Here is a 23,668-nt window from a genome sequence, read left to right as displayed (position 1 = left end):
TGAAGAAATTCTCTATGGATTAACGATTGGTTCGTTCGATTCAGCAAGTGGGTTTTTAGCCTTCTTTCTATTTAAAAATAAGTAATTGAAGCTTTTGGTGTACAGCAAACTTGCTCCGCCAGAAGTAAAGGTTTGATAAGTATTTAAAGCTCCCAAGATTGAAGTTTGTAAGTTTCTGTTATAAGTCTTAAATCTCAAACTTCCGTCTTTGGTAATAAACCATTCCAATGCCCAGTCGCCAATAAGTGATTGGGCATTGGTTTGATTGGTAGCCGTTGTAAAACCGCCACTTCTTGTAATTCTGAAGCGGTCGTTGAAATTGTATGAAAGTCTAAGCTGTAAATTATTAATCAAATCTTGATTCAAGCCGTTTCCGTTTAATGATAAATCGACGTTTAGGTTTTGGTCAATTTTAGAGAAAACATTACTCAATTGATTCGATAATAATTCTGTTAAATTACTTACTAAATTGACTGTTGCAAAGGCGGTTGAATTTGTCTGAGAAACCATTTGTCCCAACAATAAAACATTACTTACTTGTCGGTTTAATTCCTGGTCATCCGTTTTCATTCTGTTTTCAAATGCGGTCACCGCAGAATTGAAATCTGGATTTTGTGGATAATCGTGCATTTTCAAATTGAAAGAAATCGTTGGATGTAAAAGTCTATCTTTTAAATTAATCGTAATGTCAACTGGATAACGGCGTGTATAATCTGCTTTGTTTCTTAATTCTCTGCCTCTTCCAGTAGAGTCAATTACGGAACCCAAATAACTTAAATTTTGTGTATAAGCGGCACGAATATCAACGATAGCTTCATAAGGATTGCCCGACCATGAAATTTTACTTCCTCTTTGAATATTAAATTTTTTATTGATAATATTCTGGAAAGTAAAAGTATAATCTCCACGTTCAATATTATAATCGCCAGTCATATCAAAACCGCCTCTTGTATCTACTTTTAGATTGATAATTCCAGAACCATTGGCACGCATAATATCGCCAGTTTGTTTGTCGAATTGTACTTCTCCGTAAGCATCGGGTGTAATTTCAAAATTGAAATCCATTTTGATACCGCTACTTGAGCCATTTTTTGCTTGGCTTTTATTCAAAGAATCTTTGGCTACTCTTGCACTGAGGAATTCAATTTCTTCTTGATTTCCCGCATCTTGTGCTTTGTCAAGCGGAATGTATAATCTTGTTCCTCTATCACTTTTTAAATCGGCAGAAATGTTAAGATTATCGAAAGTTCCACTTAAATTGAGTTTCCCTGTAGCATAAGCTGTTCCGTAATAAGTATCGTTATCTCTTCTGAGGGTATTCAAGATTTTAAAACGATTCATTGTCGTGTTTAAATCTACACTAAAAGTTTTATCACCGTCAAAGAAAACACTGCCTTTTAGTGTTCCTTTATTTCCTTCATCGTCGGTTAAACGAAGGCTTTTCGCTCTTACTTCGTCAGGTTCAAAAGTGATTTTATCTTCAAAATTTAAGACAGATTTTAAGTAATCGAAGAACAGCGTACCCTTTTTAATGTCAATTGCTCCTTCTAAAATCGGGTGAGAAGGTTTCCCTTTGATATTGATATTACCAATCGCAACTCCACCAATTTTAGAGAAAAGTCCTTTGGTAAAAGGTTCTAAAATTTGCAGATTTGTTTGGTTTAAAGTAGCCAATAAATCAAGTGAGTTTTCAGTTTGTTTAGGGTCGTAAATACCTCTTACACTCAGTACTTGATTTTGAAGACGCTCTAATGAATAATTAATATCTACAATTTGTCTTTCGTTATCAAAAACGCCATCGCCTGTTACATTACCAATTAAAAAATTATCCAAGTACAAATCTTTGATGTTCAGATGGCTATCAAGATTAATACTTTTATAAATGTTTTTTACTTCAACTTCGCCGTTTACCAAGCCTTTCATATTCAAAGAAACGATGGGTGCTAAGGTTTCAAGCTTGAAGTTTTTAGCTTGGAAAGTTAAGTTCTTGAGCGAATCCTCCGAAACATTTCCGTTCAAGGCAATGAATTGTTCTAAATTACTCAAGTATAAATCCTTCGCAGTGATTTCATTTCCAATAATTGTTAGGGCATTATCGGGACTAACGTTCCAATCTTGATCAAGTAAATGAAGCCTAGAACGTTTGAACTGTAAAGCAATACCGTCTGGAATAAACTTCAAATTTCCATTGAGTTTTACTAAATTACTTGTTCCTACTTGTTTTAAACCACTGGTAAATCTAATGCCTTCATCTGCCCAAGAAGCATCAATGTCAAGTTGTTCTGTTGGCGCAAGTACACTAATTTTTTGTTTTTTAGAGTTCAAGATTAACGACGCTAATATTTCTGGCGTATTATAGAATTTTGAAGAGTTCAAATCTATATCCGACTGATAGAAACGATACTTTTGACCCAAAACCAAAGTGTCAATCTTTGAACTCAAAGAGAAAGTAGAAGTATTGCTAATTCCGAAAGTGCCATCTATCCAAGTTTTTTTCGAAATATGTCCGTCTGGATAATAAAATGAAAGAATTGGGTCGAAATTTTTGAGATAAAACTGATAAGCAATTTGGTAATTCTGTGGAGGCGTCAATGGCTTTTTAGCATAATAAGCTCTACGAGTAGCTTCGTCGCCAACAAAGTAAATTTTATATTCTTCAACAAGTACTTTTAAATCTTCAAAAGCTTGGCTAGGTTTGAAATTTCCATTAAAATCTAAATTAACTAAATCTGATTCAATGTTTAATTTTCGAGTACTATCATCAAGTTTAGAAGTAATGTACAATGAATCAAGAATTAAGTTTCGTTGCTCTAGCGTAACATAAGTGTTGATGAATTTAGCTTTCCCAACTAAATCATCAATGGTTTTTCCTTTCGATTGAATATCAAGTAACGTAGAAATTCGCCAATCATCTTTCGTGAAATGAAGATTTTTTAGGTTCGCCTTCGATAATTTCCCCAGCATATCTACGTCACTTTTCCCATTTCGTAAATCTACTTTTCCGAATACATTCAACACAAGATTCGTGTCCTTTACGGCAATTCTTCCATCAAAAAGCTCTTTGGCAAGTTTGCCATTAATGTCAATATTTTTGTAATTATAGTCGTTATAACCTATTTGTTTAACCGTTCCGTCGAAATTTAAACTAGCATTTTTCAATGAAAAACCAACGCCTTCGATTTTTCCAGAAAGTGAAATATCACCTAATGAACCTGCATTTTCAATCAGTTTTCCGAGTTTAAAATCTTCTAATTTCAACGAACCTTTGTAAGTAGAATTAGCTTCGTTTGGCTTTAAAACCATCGCAACATCCACGTCCGATTTTCCTAAATCAGAAGTCAACAATCCTGTCGTTTTAAAATTAGAAGTACTTCCCTTGAAAGTGCCATCAAAGGTAATATGCCCAAATTTTTCAATGGCTTTTACTGGGTCTTTGCCAATATATTTTTCTAAATCGGTTACCAAAACATACGATTTTCGCATGTTGAAATTCATGTCTGTTTTAGGAATATTAGGTAAACCCTTAAAGGCAAAATCGCCTTTTAATTTAGATTTTTCTCCAAAATACAAATCGAAATTTTGGAGTTTAAAATCATTGACAGTGCCATCAAATTTTCCGTTGAGATAATAAATTTCTTTGTACTGATACATGTCGTTTACAAAACGAGCAATATCGTTTGCCGCAACCACGGTAGAGTCAAAATTGGCACGCATTCTTACTTTTGCATTCCAATGTTTGAAATCTTTTTGACTTCTGAACGACATGACAATATTATTCCTTACCACTGAATTATTTACTTTCAGCAATAAATCATCAAAACGCATTTGCGTATCAGAAATCAAGAAATGCGTTTTAAGCGTTTTAATTCTTAAATCAGAAGAGCGGTCGTAAGCTTTTAGCGTAGTTTGAAAAGTAACAGTATCACGAATCAAAGTGAAGTTTTTGAGATGCGCATTTAATTCGTGCAGTTTGAAATGATAATGGTCAAACGATTTTCTATCGTTCATATAAGGTTCCGACTCATCATTCATGCTAAAAATACCTTCCACAATATCAGCTTCGCCAATGATAAATGGCGTAGGTTTATGGTTTGGGTCAGGTTTAGAAGCCGTAAGCCTGTTGATACGACGAATAAATTCATCAATATTCAAATCACCCTTTTTGTCGGTCACTAAACCAACTTTTGGATGATACAATCTTACATAATCTAATTTCGTTTTCAGAGAATCTTGTAAAAGACTTTTCAATTGAAAATCTAAATCTAGTTTTTCAATATCTATCATTTGATGATTCTGATAATCTTTTACTCTTACGCCTTCTAGTGTAGCTTCATCAAAAAAACGAATGGTTACTTTATCAATTTCGATTGGATAGCCAAGTGCTTTAGAAATTTTTGGAGCGTAATATTGGGCAATCTTGGTTTGTAAATAGGAACTTCTAAGTGCTAAAGAGCCTAAAACAGCCAACAATAATAAACCCACAACAGTGTAGAGGATTATTTTTGTCAATATTTTAGAAACCTTTATGAACATTTATTTTTACTATAGAAATTATGTTGACTGGAAAAAATCAGACAAAAGCCTATCACAGAAGCGCTAAGGTATTGTTTTCACTGTGTTCTATCAACTAGCATTCATTATCTTTGCATTATTATGACAATCTTAGCAATCGAATCATCATGTGATGACAGCTCAGCAGCTGTAATTATCAACGGCAAAATTTGTTCCAACATTGTAGCAAGCCAAGCTATCCATACAAAATGGGGCGGGGTTGTTCCCGAATTAGCTAGTCGTGCACATCAACAACATATTGTACCTGTTGTGGCAGAGGCACTTGAAAGAGCGAAGATAACAAAAAATGACCTAAATGCCATTGCTTTTACTCGTGGACCTGGCCTTTTAGGTTCATTATTAGTGGGTACTTCGTTTGCCAAGGCTTTGGCGATGGGTTTGAATATTCCTTTAATTGATGTTCACCACATGCAAGCCCATGTTTTAGCACATTTTATTGATGAACCCAAACCCAATTTTCCGTTTTTATGCTTGACAGTAAGCGGAGGACACACACAAATTGTATTTGTGCGTTCGCCTTTAGAAATGGAAGTAATCGGTGAAACCCAAGACGATGCCGTAGGAGAAGCGTTTGATAAAACCGCTAAATTATTGAATTTACCTTATCCGGGTGGTCCTTTAATTGACAAGTACGCTAAAGAAGGAAATTCAGAACGTTTTCCGTTTCCGATGGTAGAAATGCAGGGATTGAATTACTCTTTCTCAGGAATTAAAACTTCATTTTTGTATTTCTTACAGAAAGAAACAAAGAAAAATGCCAATTTCGTTGAAGAAAATTTGGCAGATATTTGTGCTTCGATGCAAGCCACTTTGATTAAAATATTATTACAGAAACTCAAAAAAGCAGCTAAACAGTATAAAATCAAAGAAATTGCGATTGCTGGTGGTGTTTCGGCAAATTCTGGTTTAAGAACGGAATTGCAGAAAATGGGAGAGGCTGAAAATTGGAATGTTTATATTCCAGCTTTTCAATATTGTACCGATAATGCAGGAATGATAGCGATGGCGGCACATTTCAAAGCTGAAAAAGGCGAGTTTTGTACACAAGATGTAAGTCCACTGCCAAGAATGGCTTGGTAATTTTCAAGAAAAATCAAAGGCTATGAGTAACTAAACTTGTAGCCTTTTTTGTATCATCGCTCATCAAAGAGCTTCTTCATTAATAATTCCTTACCTTTGTGAATAAAAAAATACAATTTTGGCAACATTCAAGCAATTAGGCGTATCAGAACATTTCATCCAAGCATTGACTGAACTGAATATCAATAAGCCTTCTGAAATACAGGAAAAAGCAATTCCTTACTTATTAAAAAATCAAAACGATTTTATTGGACAAGCACAAACAGGAACAGGTAAAACTGCTGCTTTTGGTTTGCCACTTTTGATGAAAGTAAATCCTAAATCAAAAGAAGTACAAGCGTTAATCTTAGCACCAACTCGTGAACTTTGTCAACAAATAGCCAAGCATTTGTTTAAACTGACAAAGTATGCTCCAGAAAAAATATTTGTTGAAGCGGTTTATGGAGGTGAAAAAATAGATATTCAATTAAGAGCATTATCAAAGCCAACTCAGATTATTGTAGCCACGCCCGGCAGATTAATTGATTTGTTGGCTAGAAAAGCCGTGGATTTGAGTGCCGTTAAGACCTTGATTTTGGACGAAGCCGACGAAATGTTGAGCATGGGTTTTAAAGATGAATTAGATAATATTCTCAGACAAACGCCTCATGATGGCTCAAAATGGTTGTTTTCGGCTACTTTGCCAAGCGCTTTGCAGAAATTGGTGGATACTTACATGTCTAAAAATACACATACCATTCAAGTAAGTAAAAGCGAAGTGGTGAACAATTTAATTGAACATCAGTTTTGTGTGTGTGAAGAAAAAGAGAAGTTTGATTTTGTGATGCAGTTTTTAAAAACGATGGGTGCTTCTACAGGTATTATTTTTTGTAGAACAAAAGCGGCTGTTCAAACGCTAACGAAACAGTTAGTCAGTAAAAATATAGCAGTAGATGCTATTCATGGCGATTTGCAACAGAGTGAAAGAGACAAAGTAATGCGTGCTTTCAAGAATCATAAATTGAAAATATTGGTTGCCACGGATATTTCTGCAAGAGGTATTGATGTGGACGATTTGGCTTATGTAATTCACTATCAATTGCCAGACCAACCCGAATATTATACTCACCGAAGTGGTAGAACGGCCAGAGCTGGGAAAAGAGGGATTTCAATCTGTTTTGTAAGTCAGAATGAAGTAAAAAGGATTTCAGAGTTTTCTAAATTATTGAATATCTCATTTAGAAAATTATAGTATAATTACCATCTTACACACAATAAATGGTAGTTTTTTCGCTTATTAATAATAAGCAATTATTTGATTTTTAGTGTTTTATATGTTCGTTTTACATATTAAAACCTTTTCGTTTTTAACAACATCCTCATGTCATTTCAATCATTAAATTTAATTGAACCTATCCAAAAAGCATTAGCTGAGGAAGGTTACAGTACGCCAACACCTATTCAAGCCCAAGCGATTCCAACAATACTTCAAGGAAAAGATTTGCTAGGAGTTGCCCAAACCGGTACAGGAAAAACAGCAGCTTTTGCCATTCCGACGATTCAATTGTTGTGCCAAAATCCTGTTCAACATCGTGGAAAAAGAAGTATCAAAGCCTTAATCGTTACGCCAACTCGTGAATTGGCTATTCAAATAGACGAAAGTTTTAAAGCTTATGGAAGATTTACGGGACTTAAACATACTGTAATTTTTGGTGGAGTAAAGCAAGGACGTCAGACAGATATTTTGCAAGATGGCGTAGATGTTTTGGTAGCCACACCGGGTAGATTATTAGATTTAATCAATCAGCGATTTATTTCATTAAAAGAAATTCAGATTTTTATTTTGGACGAAGCCGACCGTATGTTAGATATGGGTTTTGTGCATGATATCAAGAAAATCCTTACTTTTTTACCAAGTAAACGTCAGTCGTTATTTTTCTCGGCAACGATGCCTCCTGAAATTCAGAAATTGGCGGATAATATTTTATACAAGCCTGTAAAAGTAGAAGTAACACCCGTTTCATCTACGGCAGATACCATCAAACAAGCGGTCTATTTTGTGGAAAAAGACCAGAAAAATGCTTTGTTGATGGATATTTTGAAAGACAAATCTATCGAAACTGTTTTAGTATTTACTCGTACCAAACACGGAGCGGATAAAGTGGTGAAAGTTTTGGCGAAAAACGACATCAAAGCTGAAGCAATTCATGGAAATAAAGCACAGAATGCTCGTCAGCGAGCTTTAGATAATTTCAAAAGTAAAACGACTAGAGTATTGGTTGCTACTGACATTGCCGCTAGAGGAATTGATGTGGATAATCTGGCTTATGTAATCAATTTTGATATTCCGAATATTCCTGAAACTTATGTGCATAGAATTGGTCGTACTGGAAGGGCAGGAGCAAACGGAACGGCATTTTCTTTCTGTGATTCGGAAGAAAAGAATTTTTTAAGAGACATTCAGAAATTGATTGCCAAGAATATTCCTGTGATTGAAGACCATGATTTTAAAAAGAGTAATGTGGCTCCAATTCCAAGTCCAACAAAACCTCATGTTTCTCAGAAAGTACATGGTAAGTCAGATGAAGTAAGTAATAAAAGTAAAAAAGTTTGGTTCAAGAAAAAGGCAGAAGTAAGATAGAAGATTGATGAATATCAATCTTATTGAAATGACGAATATCATTTTTAGGATAGAATCGTAATTTTTGACTTCCCTTCGCTAAAATTTGTTGAATTTAGTATTTAGCTTTACTTTTATGGGATTTATCCAAAAAACATGGAAATAGTACAAAAAAATACAGGACTTTATTAAGTAATAATTGTTTATTTCTAATAAATTGTTGTACTATGAAAAAACATTGAGTTCCTTTGTATTAGATTTAGACCCAAAATTTAATTTTTTGTGGTCGTCAATGAAATCGGGATACTCATAAAGTTATACCAAGTTCATTGTCAGGAGATTACGTTGACATTTACAAGAAAAGACCAAAATAACCCAAATGTTTATAAACGCTATAGCAAGTTATTTGCCCGAACAAATTATTACCAATGCTTATTTTGAAGAATTAAATGGATTAACTGACGACTGGATTACCGAACGTACTGGCATTCGCCAACGTCGTAAAGCATCAGCCGATGAGAATACGCATACAATGGCAATTCAGGCAGTCGATAAAATTAAAGCGAGTTTACCTTATGATATTTCTGAAGTTGATTTAATTATCGGTGCTACTTATACTCCTTATGACAGTATTTTTACTTTAGCACATTCAATTCAACACCATATCGATGTTAGTGAAATTCCAGTAGTTACGATTTCCTCAGCTTGTTCATCTTTATTAAATGCCATTGAAATTGTTCAAGGATATTTTGCAACAGGAAAAGCAACAAAAGCATTAGTAGTAGCTTCAGAACATAATACAGCTTATAATAACGAAGACGATACAAAAGCAGGTCATCTTTGGGGAGACGGAGCCGTAGTGGTTTCAATTTCAAAAGAAAGTTTCGGAGAAAGTAACTGGGAAATTAAAGATTTATTAACTGGTGGTGCAGCCAATGTAGGAAAAGCATCTGAAAGTGTTACATTGAAATTAAATCAGAAAGGTTTAGTGATGCCTTATGGTAAAGATGTGTTTATTAACGCATGTACTTATATGCCAAAGGCAAGTTTAAAGATTCTTGAAAGAAATAATTTAACGATTAAAGATGTTGCTTATATCGCACCGCACCAAGCAAATCTTAGAATTTCTAAAAACGTTGCTGGTACTTTAGGAGTTTCAGAAGATATTATGCTTTCTAATATTCAGTACTTAGGTAATACTGGTTGTGCGGGTTGTGCTATTGTTTTAGATGAACACAAAACAGAATTCAAAAAAGGAGAAAATATCATTGTAACAGTATTCGGTGGTGGATATTCTTATGGAGCAATGTTGATTACGATTTAGATTTTTATTGAATAATATTAATAGAAAACCTCAAGTTTAGTTCATCTAAGCTTGAGGTTTTTTTATGATTAAAAATATATTTTAATAAGTTTTTAAGTTTATTTTAATAAGTTTTTAATTATTAATAATACTTGATGGATTGAGTTCGTTTCATTAAAAACTAAAACCTTCACAAGCAATGAAAACTTACCAATTCTCTCTTTCTATCATTGCAATTTATGCAATGCTTATGTTTACGGGTTGTTCTGAGCAAAAAGCTGAAACGACAGACTTAATAGAAATGTCTGATTCTTTAGCAGTTAATGGTACCACAACTAGCTTGGAACCCTTTGAAAAAAGGAAATTTATTAAAACGGCTGATTTGAGGTTTAAAGTAAAAAATGTACAAGAAGCTACTAACAAGATTGAAGACATTGCAGAAAAGTATGAAGGATTTATAACCGAAGCAGAGCTATTAACCAATGTAATTAAAACCAATGAAGTAGAAATAAGCGAAGATTCGGTTTTACATAACAAAGCCTATGAAATCACGAACCAAATTACGATGAGAATCCCGAATCAATACTTTGATAAAGTACTGAGAGAAATTCAACCAGTAATGACATTTGTAGAGCGTAAAAGAATTGCTGCGGATGATGTAAGTTTTTCGTTAATTGCAAGCGATTTGCGTAAGAAACGCTTCTCAAAATTTGAAAATCGTTTTGAAAAAGAGATTGAACAGAAAGGTAAAAAGTTGGTAGAAACCACAGCGTCAGAAGAGAAATTATTAGATTATCAGACTCAAGCCGATAACAATAAAGTACAAACAATGAGCTTGAACGACCAAGTAAATTACAGTACGCTCACTGTTGAATTGTATCAACCTGTTACTAATACTGTAGAAATGCTTCCTAATATGGAAAACCCTTTTGCTTATCAACCTAATCTCTTTCTTAGAATCTGGCAAAGTGTGCGAACAGGATGGTTTCTTTTTGAAGAAGTATTAATATTTGTTACAAAACTTTGGATGTTTATGTTGCTTGCTTTGTGCGGATATTGGCTTTACAAAGTGTATTTCAAAACTTCAAAAGTTTAAGAAAAAAAGCCTTCTCGGAATTTCCAAGAAGGCTTTTTTTAAAATAAGAAAAGCATTAAACTATAAAGTAATTCTATACCCTACTTTTTTGTAATTAGCATTTGGGCTAATATCTGTTCCGTTTCCTTCTAAAACAAAAACTACAGTCGCTGTTTGATTAGGCTGAGCAGGAGCTTTTAAGATATTTACTTTTAATTCACCAAAGCTAGATTTTGCTGGAATTGTAATGGTAGTAGCGCCTGCTAAATCGTAGTGAGTACCCGCAATAGCAGTAGTTTCAGTTGGATCGACTGAAAATTTGATTACTGACTCTGTCTCACGTTGTGCACCCACTAAGTTGATTCTTAATGTTTTAGTTTGCACAGCATTGGTAGAAGCTAATAAAGGAAATGTTTTTCCTAAAGCTGGAGAGTTAACAATAGCATCTTGAAACTCTACAAGTGTTACTTTGTCGAAGAGTGGTTTATTTTCATCAAAACATGAAAATAAAGAAGTCATGACAAGTAAAAGCAATGATATATTGATTATTCTTTTCATCTGAAATTTCTTTAAATATTGAAAATATTAATATCCAACGTTTTGTTTCAAGTTAGAATTTGCTTGAATTTCACGGTTTGGAATAAATGATAAAATACGGAAATCTGTGTAAGCAAGATTTTGAGCAGGAGCATCTTTGATAATATCTTGTCCACGACGTTTCAAATCAAAGAAACGATGTCCTTCAAATGCAAACTCAATACGTCTTTGATTCGCAATTTCATTAATTAAAGCTTGTCCAGTTAAACCTGTTTTTGCTTCTAAACCAGCACGAGTACGGATAGTATTAACATCAGCCAAAGCTTCAGTTTCTTTTCCTGTAAGGGCATAAGCTTCAGCACGGTTCAAATACATTTCAGAGATACGAATAACAGGAATGTTATCTAAGTTAACTGCACCACTTCTACCGAAGAATTTAGTACATTCAATTTCAGCAGTACCTCTACCAGCTGTTCCTCTTTCGTACAAATTACGTCTTACATCACCTGGTTCAAAGGCAGCTAATAAAGCAGCTGTTGGAACTAAGTCGCCGAAACCACCAGTAGTAGCAGTATTTCCTAATTGTACTAAAGTAGTATAAGTAGTTTGTAATGAAGTATTCACACCAATATTCTCGTTAGTTTGATATACAATTTCAAACATCGATTCTGGGTGATTTGCTACACGCCATGCACCAACATAAGCATCTTTAGTTTGGAATTTACCAATACCCGAAGCCAATGCAGCATTTGCATACTTAATAGCATTTTCATAATCTCCACGATACAATGCTACTCTTGAGAAAAGAGCATTTGCAGCACCTTTGTTAGCATAAGCTGTTGAAAGTGTTACTGTAGATAATTTAGCTATTGCATTTGTTAAATCTGAATAAATGAAATCATAAGTTTCAGCAATAGTAGCACGTGGTAATCTCTCAATTTGAGAAAGATCCAACACTCCTTTTTTATGAAGTGGTACTGTTCCTCTATCAGATTGAGTTACTACTACTTTTGGTTCATAACCATAGCAACGAGCTAACTCAAAATAAAGTAAAGCTCTTAGCATAGAAGCTTGTCCTTCAAATGAATCTCTAGTTGCTACTGGAACAGCTGTAGCTTTAGGAAGTGCTTCTAAAATCAAGTTTAATTGGTTGATGGCATTATATGCTCTTTCCCAAATTTGGAAGTGTGCATTGGTAGCTTGGTTCTGGTATTCAGCAACTAAACGACCAGACTTATTGGTAGCACGTCCATTATCTGCCAGTGCTTCAGGAATAGCAACCAAATCACGCCCATAGAGGAATGTTGATTGCAATACATCATACACACCATTAACAGCGGCACGGATAGCGTCTTCGCTAGTAAGTGCCGTAGCAGAATCAATTGATTGACGTGGTTGCACATCCAAAAGATCACTACATGAACTTGCAGTTAGTACTAAGCCAAGTGCAAGCGGTTTAAATATATTTTTTAATTTCATTTGATTTTCTCTTTAAATGTTTCTAAAAACAGGGTTTCGTTTATAAGCCTAGAATCCTAATTTAACACCTGCGGTTACAACACGTGGTTGAGGAACAACACCACTATTTCCGTTTCCTAAGTTAGCCCATTCAGCATCAAAACCTGACCATTTTGTCCAAGTATATAAGTTATAAGCTTGTAAGTAGATTCTTGCAGAAGCTAATCCAAATTTGCTAACAGTAGCTTTTGGAACATTGTAACCTAACGAAATAGTTTTTAAACGAATGTATGAAGCATCTTCATATAATCTTGAACCAAGGCTACTAGTGACACCTGAACCAAGCGTTTCGGTATTACCATTAATTGGTCTAGGGGTACTTGTAATTTGTCCCGGAGTTGTCCAGCGAGTTTCATATACTGAACGTAGTGTGTTGAATAAACGTCCACCGTTTTCAAACATGAAAGATGATTGGTTATTTAATGCTGTACGGCCATACTCATAGGTGAACAACACGTTCAAGTCAAATCCTTTATAAGAGAAATCGTTGGTAAAACCACCAAATAAGTTAGGGATTTGACTACCAATAATTTTTGAATATGAATCAACATTACCAGCAATACGATAAATAATATTACCAGCATTATCATACCACATAGCACGACCAGTTGCTGGATTTACACCTGCATATTCTGCTACATAAATAGAGTTGAAAGAATGACCGATTTTAATTTGCTCATCCACTGCACGACCAGGCAAAGTAGTTAAAGTATCATAAAGTGTTGTGATTTTGTTATCAATTTTCGTGATGTTAAAATCAGTAGTCCATCTGAAACCTCCTTTATCAATGTTAGTAGTTTTGATACTAAATTCAAGACCTTTATTCTGCATACCTCCTAAGTTGTTAGAGATAGTACTAAAACCACTTGTTTGAGGAACAGGTTGATCTAGCAATAAATCAGTACTTGTACGAACAAAGTATTCAATAGAACCTTGTACACGGCTGTTGAAGAAACCATAGTCTAAAGCAAAGTTAGCAGTAGTGTTTCTTTCCCATCTCAAAGAAGCATTACTTAAACTGGTAGGAGAAATACCAGAAAGTCCGTTATAGTTTACTCCACCACCGTATAGACCTCTTGAATCAAAGTTTCCGATTTGGTCGTTACCTAATGTACCATAACTAGCTCTTAGTTTCAATTGAGAGATAGAAGGGTTGTTTTTTAAGAAATCTTCTCCAGAAATATCCCATCCAGCTGAAACACCTGGGAAGAAACCATATAGATTTTCAGAACCGAATCTTGATGAACCATCATAACGAGCAGTAAGTCCTAAGAAATACTTGTTTTTGAAATCGTAGCTTAAACGAGTGAACACACCAGCTTTTTTGAAACCTGTCCATGAACTAAATACCGAAATTGGGTTTGCAGCTGATGATTGCGTCGTAAACTGTGGAGTAGGAATACCTTCAGCAGTTGTTTGATAGTTTTCTTGCGTATTTTGGCGATATTCAACCCCAGCTAAAGCACTGATTTTATGGTCAGTTTTAATCACTTTATCATACATAAAAGTAGCATTCGTCAAGAAGTTGATTAACTCAAATTGTTGAGCAGAAATACGACCTTTTACGTTGAAAGCATCTGCAGTACGTGGGTCTTGGAAGTTATAACCGTTAATTGTGCGGTAATCCAAACTAGCGTAAGGTCTGAAAGATAAACCTTCAATAATTTTGTAAGTTAAACCTAATGACGCAATTGCTTGATTAGTCCTTGATTTGATTTTGTTCAAATCGCTTACCATCAAAACGTTTTGGTTCAATACACCAGCTAAACCGCCTTCTGCAGGAGTTCCGAAGTAAGACCCATCGTCATTATAGATACGGTTCATTGGTAAAATTAATGGAGAAGAGAAAGCAGGAGAACCTAAGAAACTACCACCGTTTGGACCACCAAAAGTACCACTTTGATTAAATGAACTCAAGTTGATAGAAGCATCAACATTCAAATGAGAGCTTACTTTATTGTTAATTTTAGCACTAAAGTTTCCTCCTTTGTAATCAACGTTTCTAATGTTGGCGTCTGATTGGTTGTAAGCACCCGATAAATAGAAAGTTGTTTTTTCATTACCGCCATTCATCGAGAAGTTATAATTATTCGTTTTTCCGCTTTGGTAGGCTTCTTTTTGCCAATCGTAAGTAGGAAGTGCAGCAATTTCAGCATCTGTAAGTGTACCACTTAATCTTACACCCGTCAAAGCACCTGATCTTGCTGTTGCTTCATTTCCTGTTTGGTTGAATAAAGCTTCTCTTCTTAATTGAATCCACTCTTGTGTATTCAAAACATCTAAGTATTTAGTTGGTTCAACATAACCTGTGTTATAATCTAAGGTGATGTTTGTTTTTCCAGCTTTACCTTTTTTGGTAGTAACCAACACAACACCGTTTGCCGCAGAAGCACCATAAATAGCCGCTGATGCCGCATCTTTTAGGATTTCGATGTTTTCAATATCATTCGGATTAAGATATGATAAAGGGTTAGTAGAAGCAAAAGCAGAGTTACTAGAAGTGTTAATTTGAACACCATCCACAACATACAATGGATCAGTACCACCTTTAATTGAACCTACACCACGTACACGTACTTGTACTTGACCGCCCGGAACACCATTTGAACCAGTAATTTGAACACCTGCTGCACGTCCTTGTAAAGCACGGTCAAATGTTTGAACGGGAATGTTTGCAATGTCTGAACCTTTAACAGATGCTTGTGAACCTGTTAATGTACGACGAGCCTGAGTACCATAACCAACAACAACAACTTCTTCAAGGTCTGAAATTTCAGAAACTAAAGAAACATTAACAATTGATTTTGAGCCTGTAGCCACTTCTGTTTTTTTGAAACCCACAAATGTGAATACCAATGTTGCCGAACTAGAAGCATTGATTTTATAAGAACCATCAGTTGCAGTAACTGTACCTTTGGTTGAACCTTTCACTCCAACACTTACTCCAGGAAGTGCTGAGCCGTCTTCGGAAGATGTAACTTTCCCTGTGATAGTTCTGTCTTGTGCAGCTACTCGAAATACGAGCGCAAGCAGAAGCACAAAACTAAGAAGTAGTTTTTTGCTCATTTGATTTTAGTTTGAGTTGATGAATAAAAAAATATTATGCAAAAATAACAGGAATTTTATTGCTGATGCAAATTTTATTTGTTGAAACATTAATTAATAGGGCAATAATTGCATGTAAGCAGTATTTTCTTAGGTAAAACTAGAAAATTGAAGATGAAAATTTGGAGAATCTTACAAATTGCATTTTGACACAAGATTCGATTCTTATTTTTTATATAACTATTTCATGATAAAAATGTTTGAATAAAATAGCTTAAAAGTTTGCCATCGTTGAGCATTATCTATCATAAATGTCATCAAATACAATATTTAATAGGGTATAAATCTTCAAAGTGATTATAAAAATTTGGGAGATGACGATTAAAATGTTAGCTTTAAATCATTATCATTTCATCTTAAATCAAACTTTTCATGAAAAAGATTATTCTGCCTGTGGCATTGTTGATGTTTTCTCTTTCCACTTCATTTGGGCAAACCACTTCACTATTAAAATCTAAAATTGCACAAAAAGCTGAAGGTCTTGAAGCCAAAGTAGTAGCTTGGCGAAGAGATTTTCACCAAAATCCAGAACTAGGTAACCGTGAATTTAAAACGGCTGAAAAAGTAGCAGCGCATTTACGTGCATTAGGAATTGAAGTAAAAACTGGCGTTGGAAAAACAGGTGTTGTAGGTCTTTTGAAGGGTGGAAAACCCGGTCCAGTAGTGGCTTTGCGTGCTGATATGGATGGTTTACCTGTAAAAGAACGTGTTAATATTCCTTTTGCTTCTAAAGCAACTGGCGAGTATAATGGACAACCCGTAAGTATTATGCACGCTTGTGGACATGATACGCACGTGGCAATTTTGATGGGTACTGCTGAAATTCTTGCTTCGATGAAAAGTGAATTAAAAGGAACTATTAAATTTATTTTTCAGCCTGCTGAGGAAGGTGCGCCAGAAGGAGAAGAGGGTGGAGCTGCTTTGATGATTAAAGAAGGCGTTTTAGAAAACCCGAAAGTGGATGCTATTTTTGGTTTGCATATCAATGCTCAAACGGAAATTGGCAAAATAAAATATCGTCCGGGTGGTACGATGGCGAGTTCTGACTGGTTTAAAATTAAAATTAAAGGAAAGCAATCGCACGGAGCTTATCCTTGGTCGAGTATTGATCCAATCGTTACGGCATCACAAGTAATTATGGGTTTGCAAACTATCGTCAGTAGAAATGCTCCTGTAACAGAATCGGCGGCGGTTGTTACGGTCGGACAAATTAATGGTGGTGTAAGAAGTAACATCATTCCAGAAGAAGTAAATATGAATGGGACGATTCGTGCTTTGGATACTGGTGTACAAGACATGATTCATACTAGAATCTCTCAAATTGCTACAAACATTGCAGAAAGTGCGGGTGCAACAGCCGAAGTAAATATCACTAGAATGTGCCCTGTTACTTATAATGATATTCCTTTGACGGAGAAAATGGTACCAACTTTAGAAGGTGTGGCAGGTAAAGAAAATGTCTCTATCACTGCTGCGGTGACTGGTGCGGAAGATTTTGCCTTCTATCAGCAAAAAGTACCGGGTGTTTTCTTCTTCTTGGGCGGCGCTCCAAAAGGTAAACCCGTTTCAGAAACAGCACCACATCACACTCCAGATTTTTATATTGACGAAGGTGGTTTTGTATTAGGTATGAAATCAATGGCAAGCTTGGTGGTTGATTATATGGAAATGAATACTGGAAAGAGTAGTGTGGGGAAATAATTTGATGTCGGATGTCGGCTATCGGATGTCGGATTTATAAAATCCATTTGCTGAAAGCTGACATCCGAAATCTGACATCCACAATCCCAAATTATTTTGCATTTACTTTCTGAACGATTTTATAAACCAATGAAGGTAAATAGCGTTTTAAGTATACACCTGCTACTTCGTACCAACCACCGATATATACTTCTTTTTGATTCGCTTTTACGGCTTTTACAATCTTTTCAGCACATCGTTCGGCACTCATGCCATTGCTTTGGTTTTTATCCATTTTACCATGAACATTCCCCTTGCCATCTAAGGCATTTAGCGAAATAGAAGTATTGATATAACCCGGACAAATGACTGTTACTTGTATATTTTCTTGCCAAACTTCTGCTCGTAATGAATCAAAAAAAGCGATTAAAGCGTGTTTGGCGGCACAGTAGCCACTTCTTAAAGGCGTTCCGATTTTTCCTGCAACGCTGCTAATTGCTACAAAATGTCCTGTTTTTCTTTCGCTAAAATGTGGAAGAATTGCCTGCGTAAATGCCACAGTACTGAAAAAATCCAGTTCCATAATCTCTCGATAGACTTTAAAATCTGTATCTTTTACTAATGAACGCTGTGTAATTCCTGCATTCTGAATTATCACATCAATTTGTCCGAAGTGGTCCAAAACCGTTTTTACTTTCTCAGGAAAAACATCAAAATTCAACATATCCATTGGCAAGACTAATACTTTGTCTGCACTGAGTCCAGTTGTATCGGCTACTCTTTGCAATTCCTTTTCACGCCTTGCCGAAAGTACCAATTTTGCTCCTTCTTTAGCGAACTGATAGGCAAGAGCTTCGCCAATACCTGACGAAGCTCCTGTAATCCAAACTATTTTGTTATGGAAATTATTCATGGTAAAGCATCAAGCTTTTAATAATAAAGAAAATCAGATTAGTCAACTTTCAAATTTGACTAAGCTAAAATACTCCTCATTCCGCATTCAAAACTCCTCACTCATCAATTCCCATCAAATTCAACATAAAAGCATACTCTAAGGCTACATCATGGAAACGTTTGAATCTGCCTGATGCTCCGCCGTGACCAGCTTCCATGTCGATATGGAAAAGTAAAAGATTGTTGTTGGTTTTCAAGGCACGTAATTTGGCTACCCATTTGGCTGGCTCGAAATACTGTACTTGCGAATCGTGTAAACCTGTTGTAACCAACATATTTGGATAATCTTTTGCTTCTACATTATCCACTGGCGAGTACGATTTCATGTATTCGTAATACTCTTTTTGTTTCGGATTTCCCCATTCTTCCCATTCGCCTGTGGTCAAAGGAATACTTTCGTCGAGCATGGTTGTTACCACATCTACGAAAGGCACTGCTGCCAAAATACCTTTGTATAAATCAGGACGCATATTTGTTACTGCACCCATCAATAAGCCACCTGCCGAACCGCCATTGGCGAAAAGTTTATCTTTTGAAGTCCATTTTTCTTGAATCAAGTATTCTGAAACATCAATGAAATCATGAAAAGTATTTAACTTTTTCAACAATTTACCATCCTCGTACCAATTTCTGCCCATTTCTTGTCCGCCACGAATATGAGCAATCGCAAAAGCAAAACCACGATTCAATAAAGTTAATCTTGCTGCCGAAAAGTAAGGGTCAATCGAATAACCATAAGAACCATAAGCATATTGAAGCAAAGGTTGCGAGCCATCTCTTTTGAAACCTTTTTTGTAAACAATTGAAATCGGTACTTTTACACCGTCACGAGCGGTAGCAAAAAGGCGTTCGCTGATATAATCTTCTTTGTTGAATTCCCCCAAAACGGTTTGCTCTTTCATGAGCGTTTTGTCTTGCGTATCCATATTATAATCATATACTGAACTTGGCGTAGAAAGTGAAGTATAAGAGTAGCGAAGAATATTGGTATCAAAATCAGGATTTGAAGATACGCCAGTATCATAAGCCGTTTCGTCAAACTGAATATAATGCTCCGCTTTTGTACTTTGGTTAATAATTCGGATGTGCATCAAAGCCTTACTTCTTTCTTGCAACACCAAATGGTTTTTAAAAACCTCCATACTATCCAAATAAGTATCCTCACGATGAGGAATTACCTCTTTCCATGTTGTCATGTCAGTACTTTCGGCTTCATTAACTTCCATCAATTTAAAATTGGTGGCATCTTCAGCGTTAGTTCTGATATAAAATTTATCCTCAAAATGTTCGATGGCATATTCTAAACCTTCTTCTCTTGGATAAAAAGGAGTAAATTCACCTGTGGGATTTGAAGCTTCCAACAAACGATATTCTGTAGAAACACCATTTTGTTCAGAAACTGAAATGATGTATTTCTTAGATTTCATCCTGCCCAAACCCATATAAAATTGTGGGTCTTCTTCAGTATAAACTAATACATCTTCAGCAGTATCCGTACCAATTACATGGCGAAATACTTTTGATGCCAACAAAGTTTGTTGGTCACGCACCATGTAGAAAATCGTTTTATTGTCTGTCGCCCAAGCGTAAGCACCGCCTTCTGTATTTTCAATTTCATCGGGTAAAATTTCGCCAGTACTTAGGTTGATGAATTTCAAAGTATAATTTCTTCGACTGACGGTATCTACACCATAGGCTAAAATCTGTTCATTATCGGAAACCTCATAGCCACCAATGCTAAAATAAGCATGATTTTTTGCCATTTCGTTTCCATCCAACATAATCTCTTCTTCGGCTTCTAAAGTACCTTTTTTACGACAATACAAAGGATATTCTCCTCCTTCAATATATCTTGAATAGTAATAATAATTGCCATCTTTTACAGGAACAGACTCATCGTTTTCTTTGATTCTGCCTTTCATTTCATGGAAAAGGGCTTCTTGTAAAGCCTTTGTGGGAGCCATTACGGCATCAGTATAAGCATTTTCAGCTTCAAGGTATTGGATTACTTCTGGATTTTCGGGGTCGTTTAACCAATAATAATTATCTTGACGAGTATCGCCGTGGAGTGTCATAGGATGTGGCTTTATCGCCGCCACGGGAGCTTGCATAACATCTGGGTTCATACTATTCATTTTAGAAGGGTATTAAGTACTAATGCAGAATTGTGAGTTGCGAATCTTGAATTTAAAATTTTCATTTTCAGCTACTTACAATTTATATTAACTAAAATTAATATTGCACGAATACTTAGATTGTCTTTTGGAAGGCTATTCATCTTCAAAGTTAAGTTTTTCAAAGAGAAAAGCATTTTTAAAACCAGCATTTTGCCTTTTTAATTCAATATTAGGGTTTTTAGAAGGGAAACAGGATTGTACTTGAAGAAAAAATACTCATGGCATAACTTTAATTAGTTTGGGAAAAGGGAAATTTTTTTGTCAGTCATGCCATGAGTAGCTAAACAGAAGCCTAAAAATACCACATAATAAATTTTTGGAAGAAAGCTTTGCTTAGGAGTGTAGGGTTAGTCTTTAATTTGATACTTTAGGGTTTGAAAGATGATTGATTAATTTTAATAAGATAAAAAGGAGTTTAAAACTTTCGCTTATTTGCAAGTTAGTAGCTATATCATGAAGACTAGTTATTTAATATTTACATTTTGCTTTTTGACTTTTGACCAAATTTTTGGACAAAAGAAACAATGTCATTGCGACAAGAACACATTAATGAATACTGCGACAGTAAGCTGTGAGACAAGGGTTTTAAAAAACAACGTAAAACTATATTGGCAGTATAATTGCGATAAAATTTGGTTTACATTTCAAACAATAAAAGGGCGAAAAATAACTCTTGACGAAGTTCCAGTTGAATTTTATGGATATACATATAGACTTGGGTATCATTTTGTGAAAGAATTTGACAAATCAATTTTGTTCAGAAGTGGTTGCCCAGCAAATGGACCTTGCATATACACACTCATAGACAAAACAACAGGAAGAAAAATTGAAGAATTTAGACAACTAATTTGCATTAATGGTGATATTGAAGAAAATAAAAAATATCAGTTTGAATTTATAGTTTATGCTGACAGTAACTATAAGAACTTGATTGTAAATTATCCTGATAAAAAACAAGTGCTGAAAATTCCTTTTGACTTTCAACGTAACAACCTTACTGCTGTAATTCCTGAATATCAATTTGACAAGATAAAATTAGAAAGGAGCTTGTTGACACTTTTCTATACAACAACTAGTAACAAGAAATTAAACTTGAAAATAGACTTAAAAAGCAAGAAATAAAGGTACTTATAATATTGTCTTAGCGGTAGCCTCTCGGGAGTGTTCAGACTGAGAGATTAATCTCCGACTGGTCTTAGGCTCTCCTAAGACCAAAAACAAATAAGAGCGTCACGCTCGAACCTTGTGAAAAGCAAGAAAATAAAGACGATACAAACTCATTGATTAAGCCTACAATAATCCTGAAAGGATTACAGGTTTATAGGGAAAAGGGAAATGGTATGAGCGTATGACCCCTTCGGGGTCGAATAATGTTTATCGGCATTGGAATTATCTATAAACATTTAAATCCTTTGGATTTATTAAGCTGTGTACCATTTTGTTGGACACCCTAAACCAGACAAACGAAAATGAAAAAAATATTTTACCTAATTGTAATCTTCATAAACTTTATTGTTTATACCAATGCACAGGACAACAAAAGAATGGCTAACATAAATTCTATCTTTGAAAAAATGGAACTTCAAGGTGTGGACACTAAAAAGCCTTTACTGTTCGGTTACTTTTTTTATGACAAGGACAAATCAAAACTTGAAAATTTTAAAAATGAATTACTCAAAGACAACTACCAATTAGTCAGACTTGAAATGACTGAAAAGAATGAGTTTGTTTTACATGTCGAAAAAGTAGAAATTCATACAAGAGTTTCACTTTTGGAGAGAGAAAATCAACTTGAAAAACTTTCCAAGAAATCTAAAGTTGAAACTTATGATGGTTGGGACGTTGGCAATGCAGACCCAACAAAACCATTGGTTTCAAAAAGTGACTTTGAAAAATTGCTTGATACTAAAACAGACGCTGAACTTTACAAATTAGCAGGAGAACTTTATGATAGTGAAACTAACGACAAAGCAATCATTGTATTTAATAAGTGTATAGAAAAAAATATCAAACCCGACACTTCAAACTTTAAACTTGGAGTAAGCTATATTGGACTTGGACAGATAAAAACAGGAGTTGAAAAACTTGAAAAAGCAGTAATACTTAATCCAAATTATTTTAAGGCTTGCTTTAATCTTGGAGCAACTTATTATGACAATCAACAGTATCAAAAGTCAGTTGACTATTACCAAAAAGCAGCCAAAATAAATCCTAAAGACGACAACGTATTATATGGCATTGCTGCATCTCAATTTGTTTTAAGACAATTCAAAGACGCTGAAACAAATTGTAAAATGGCTTTGAAACTTAACCCCAATAATACAAATGCAAGTTCACTTTTGGACAACATAAACAAGGAGAAAAACGGCACACAAGATTAGGTTTGGTATTATTGGGGTTCAAGCTGGTCTTAGGCTCTCCTAAGACCAAAAACAAATAAGAGTGTATCACGCTTGATTTTTTTAGAAGAGGTGTATTGCCTTTTGGTAAATCCCAAATACTTTCTAAACACACATTCCAATTGTTTTTGAAAGAGATATTTTACTCCAGTGGCTGGTCTCCCGAACAAAAATTGTCAGGAGACCAGCCACGGAATAAGCAACCCGATTGAGGGATTTTGCTTCACGACGGAGAGATTTTGCAACCCATCCGAGAGATTAAGCTTCCCGACTGAGAGATTTTGCTTCCTGACTGAGGGATTTTGCTTCCTGACTGAGGGATTTTGCTTCCTGACTGAGGGATTTTGCTTCCTGACTGAGGGATTTTGCTTCCCGACTAAGGGATTTTGCTTCCCGACTGAGAGATTTTGTTTCCTGACTAAGGGATTTTGCTTCCTGACTGAGGGATTTTGCTTCCCGACTGAGGGATTTTGCTTCCCAACTGAGGGATTTGTCTCATCCTAAAAAAGCTTGACAGTATTAGGGGTTAAAAACTGAATTGATTGTCAAGTTTTTTTTATTGTATTACCAAGATTACACCATTTATTTTTTATTTCTAAATGTATTTTAATCTTTTGTGTTAATACTGGTTTTTGTGCTAAGTTGGGCTTCTATTCCTGTTCATTTCTT

14 protein-coding genes are annotated in these 23,668 nt (G+C 35.1%); 8 read left to right on the top strand and 6 right to left on the bottom strand.

The window, feature by feature from the left end:
* Positions 1-12: 12 nt before the first annotated feature.
* The gene (locus tag VB798_RS05510; protein ID WP_323256810.1) at positions 13-4,509 is read right to left on the bottom strand and encodes a translocation/assembly module TamB domain-containing protein; all 4,497 of its coding nucleotides are present in this window, start codon (positions 4,507-4,509) and stop codon (positions 13-15) included.
* 144 nt (positions 4,510-4,653) lie between these two features.
* Here VB798_RS05510 and tsaD point away from each other — a divergent pair, with 144 nt between their 5' ends.
* The 5 genes from tsaD (at position 4,654) to VB798_RS05485 (ending at position 10,650) form a co-directional block, all read left to right on the top strand.
* Positions 4,654-5,652: a tRNA (adenosine(37)-N6)-threonylcarbamoyltransferase complex transferase subunit TsaD gene (gene tsaD / locus VB798_RS05505; RefSeq protein WP_323256808.1), complete on the top strand. Its 999-nt coding sequence runs from the start codon at positions 4,654-4,656 to the stop codon at positions 5,650-5,652.
* 118 nt (positions 5,653-5,770) lie between these two features.
* On the top strand, positions 5,771-6,883 hold the full coding sequence (locus VB798_RS05500) for a DEAD/DEAH box helicase (protein ID WP_323256806.1): 1,113 nt from the start codon (positions 5,771-5,773) through the stop codon (positions 6,881-6,883).
* Between the two features lie 129 nt (positions 6,884-7,012).
* Positions 7,013-8,272, top strand: coding sequence for a DEAD/DEAH box helicase (locus tag VB798_RS05495; protein ID WP_323256804.1), 1,260 nt, complete (start codon positions 7,013-7,015; stop codon positions 8,270-8,272).
* A 358-nt stretch (positions 8,273-8,630) separates the two neighbouring features.
* Positions 8,631-9,575, top strand: a complete 945-nt coding sequence (locus VB798_RS05490; RefSeq protein ID WP_323256802.1) for a 3-oxoacyl-ACP synthase III family protein — start codon at positions 8,631-8,633, stop codon at positions 9,573-9,575.
* Positions 9,576-9,753: 178 nt separating this feature from the next.
* On the top strand, positions 9,754-10,650 hold the full coding sequence (locus tag VB798_RS05485) for a DUF4349 domain-containing protein (protein WP_323256800.1): 897 nt from the start codon (positions 9,754-9,756) through the stop codon (positions 10,648-10,650).
* A 60-nt stretch (positions 10,651-10,710) separates the two neighbouring features.
* Here VB798_RS05485 and VB798_RS05480 read toward each other — a convergent pair whose 3' ends face one another.
* From VB798_RS05480 to VB798_RS05470, 3 genes are read right to left on the bottom strand one after another with little or no spacing between them, the layout of a single operon-like run.
* Positions 10,711-11,187, bottom strand: a complete 477-nt coding sequence (locus tag VB798_RS05480) for a DUF4843 domain-containing protein (RefSeq protein ID WP_323256798.1) — start codon at positions 11,185-11,187, stop codon at positions 10,711-10,713.
* 27 nt (positions 11,188-11,214) lie between these two features.
* Positions 11,215-12,645 (bottom strand): RagB/SusD family nutrient uptake outer membrane protein, encoded by a 1,431-nt coding sequence (locus VB798_RS05475; RefSeq protein WP_323256796.1) that lies wholly within the window; start codon positions 12,643-12,645, stop codon positions 11,215-11,217.
* 48 nt (positions 12,646-12,693) lie between these two features.
* The gene (locus VB798_RS05470) at positions 12,694-15,750 is read right to left on the bottom strand and encodes a SusC/RagA family TonB-linked outer membrane protein (protein WP_323256794.1); all 3,057 of its coding nucleotides are present in this window, start codon (positions 15,748-15,750) and stop codon (positions 12,694-12,696) included.
* A gap of 411 nt (positions 15,751-16,161) precedes the next feature.
* Here VB798_RS05470 and VB798_RS05465 point away from each other — a divergent pair, with 411 nt between their 5' ends.
* Positions 16,162-17,490, top strand: coding sequence for an amidohydrolase (locus VB798_RS05465; protein ID WP_323256792.1), 1,329 nt, complete (start codon positions 16,162-16,164; stop codon positions 17,488-17,490).
* A 91-nt stretch (positions 17,491-17,581) separates the two neighbouring features.
* On the opposite strand, the gene VB798_RS05460 is transcribed toward VB798_RS05465, so the two are convergent.
* Both VB798_RS05460 and VB798_RS05455 read right to left on the bottom strand, forming a co-directional pair.
* A complete protein-coding gene (locus VB798_RS05460; RefSeq protein WP_323256790.1) occupies positions 17,582-18,382 on the bottom strand; it encodes an SDR family oxidoreductase in 801 nt (266 codons plus the stop codon).
* A gap of 97 nt (positions 18,383-18,479) precedes the next feature.
* Positions 18,480-20,549 carry a S9 family peptidase gene (locus VB798_RS05455; protein WP_323256788.1) on the bottom strand — a complete coding sequence of 690 codons (2,070 nt, stop codon included), beginning with the start codon at positions 20,547-20,549 and terminating at the stop codon, positions 18,480-18,482.
* Positions 20,550-21,149: 600 nt separating this feature from the next.
* Here VB798_RS05455 and VB798_RS05450 point away from each other — a divergent pair.
* Complete coding sequence (locus VB798_RS05450) at positions 21,150-21,722, top strand: hypothetical protein (RefSeq protein ID WP_323256786.1); 573 nt, start codon at positions 21,150-21,152, stop codon at positions 21,720-21,722.
* 347 nt (positions 21,723-22,069) lie between these two features.
* Complete coding sequence (locus VB798_RS05445) at positions 22,070-22,981, top strand: tetratricopeptide repeat protein (RefSeq protein WP_323256784.1); 912 nt, start codon at positions 22,070-22,072, stop codon at positions 22,979-22,981.
* The last annotated feature ends 687 nt before the right edge of the window (positions 22,982-23,668 follow it).

It is taken from the genome of Arcicella lustrica, from assembly GCF_034930985.1.
Lineage (GTDB): Bacteria > Bacteroidota > Bacteroidia > Cytophagales > Spirosomataceae > Arcicella > Arcicella lustrica.
This window is presented reverse-complemented; position numbering and strand designations above follow the sequence as displayed.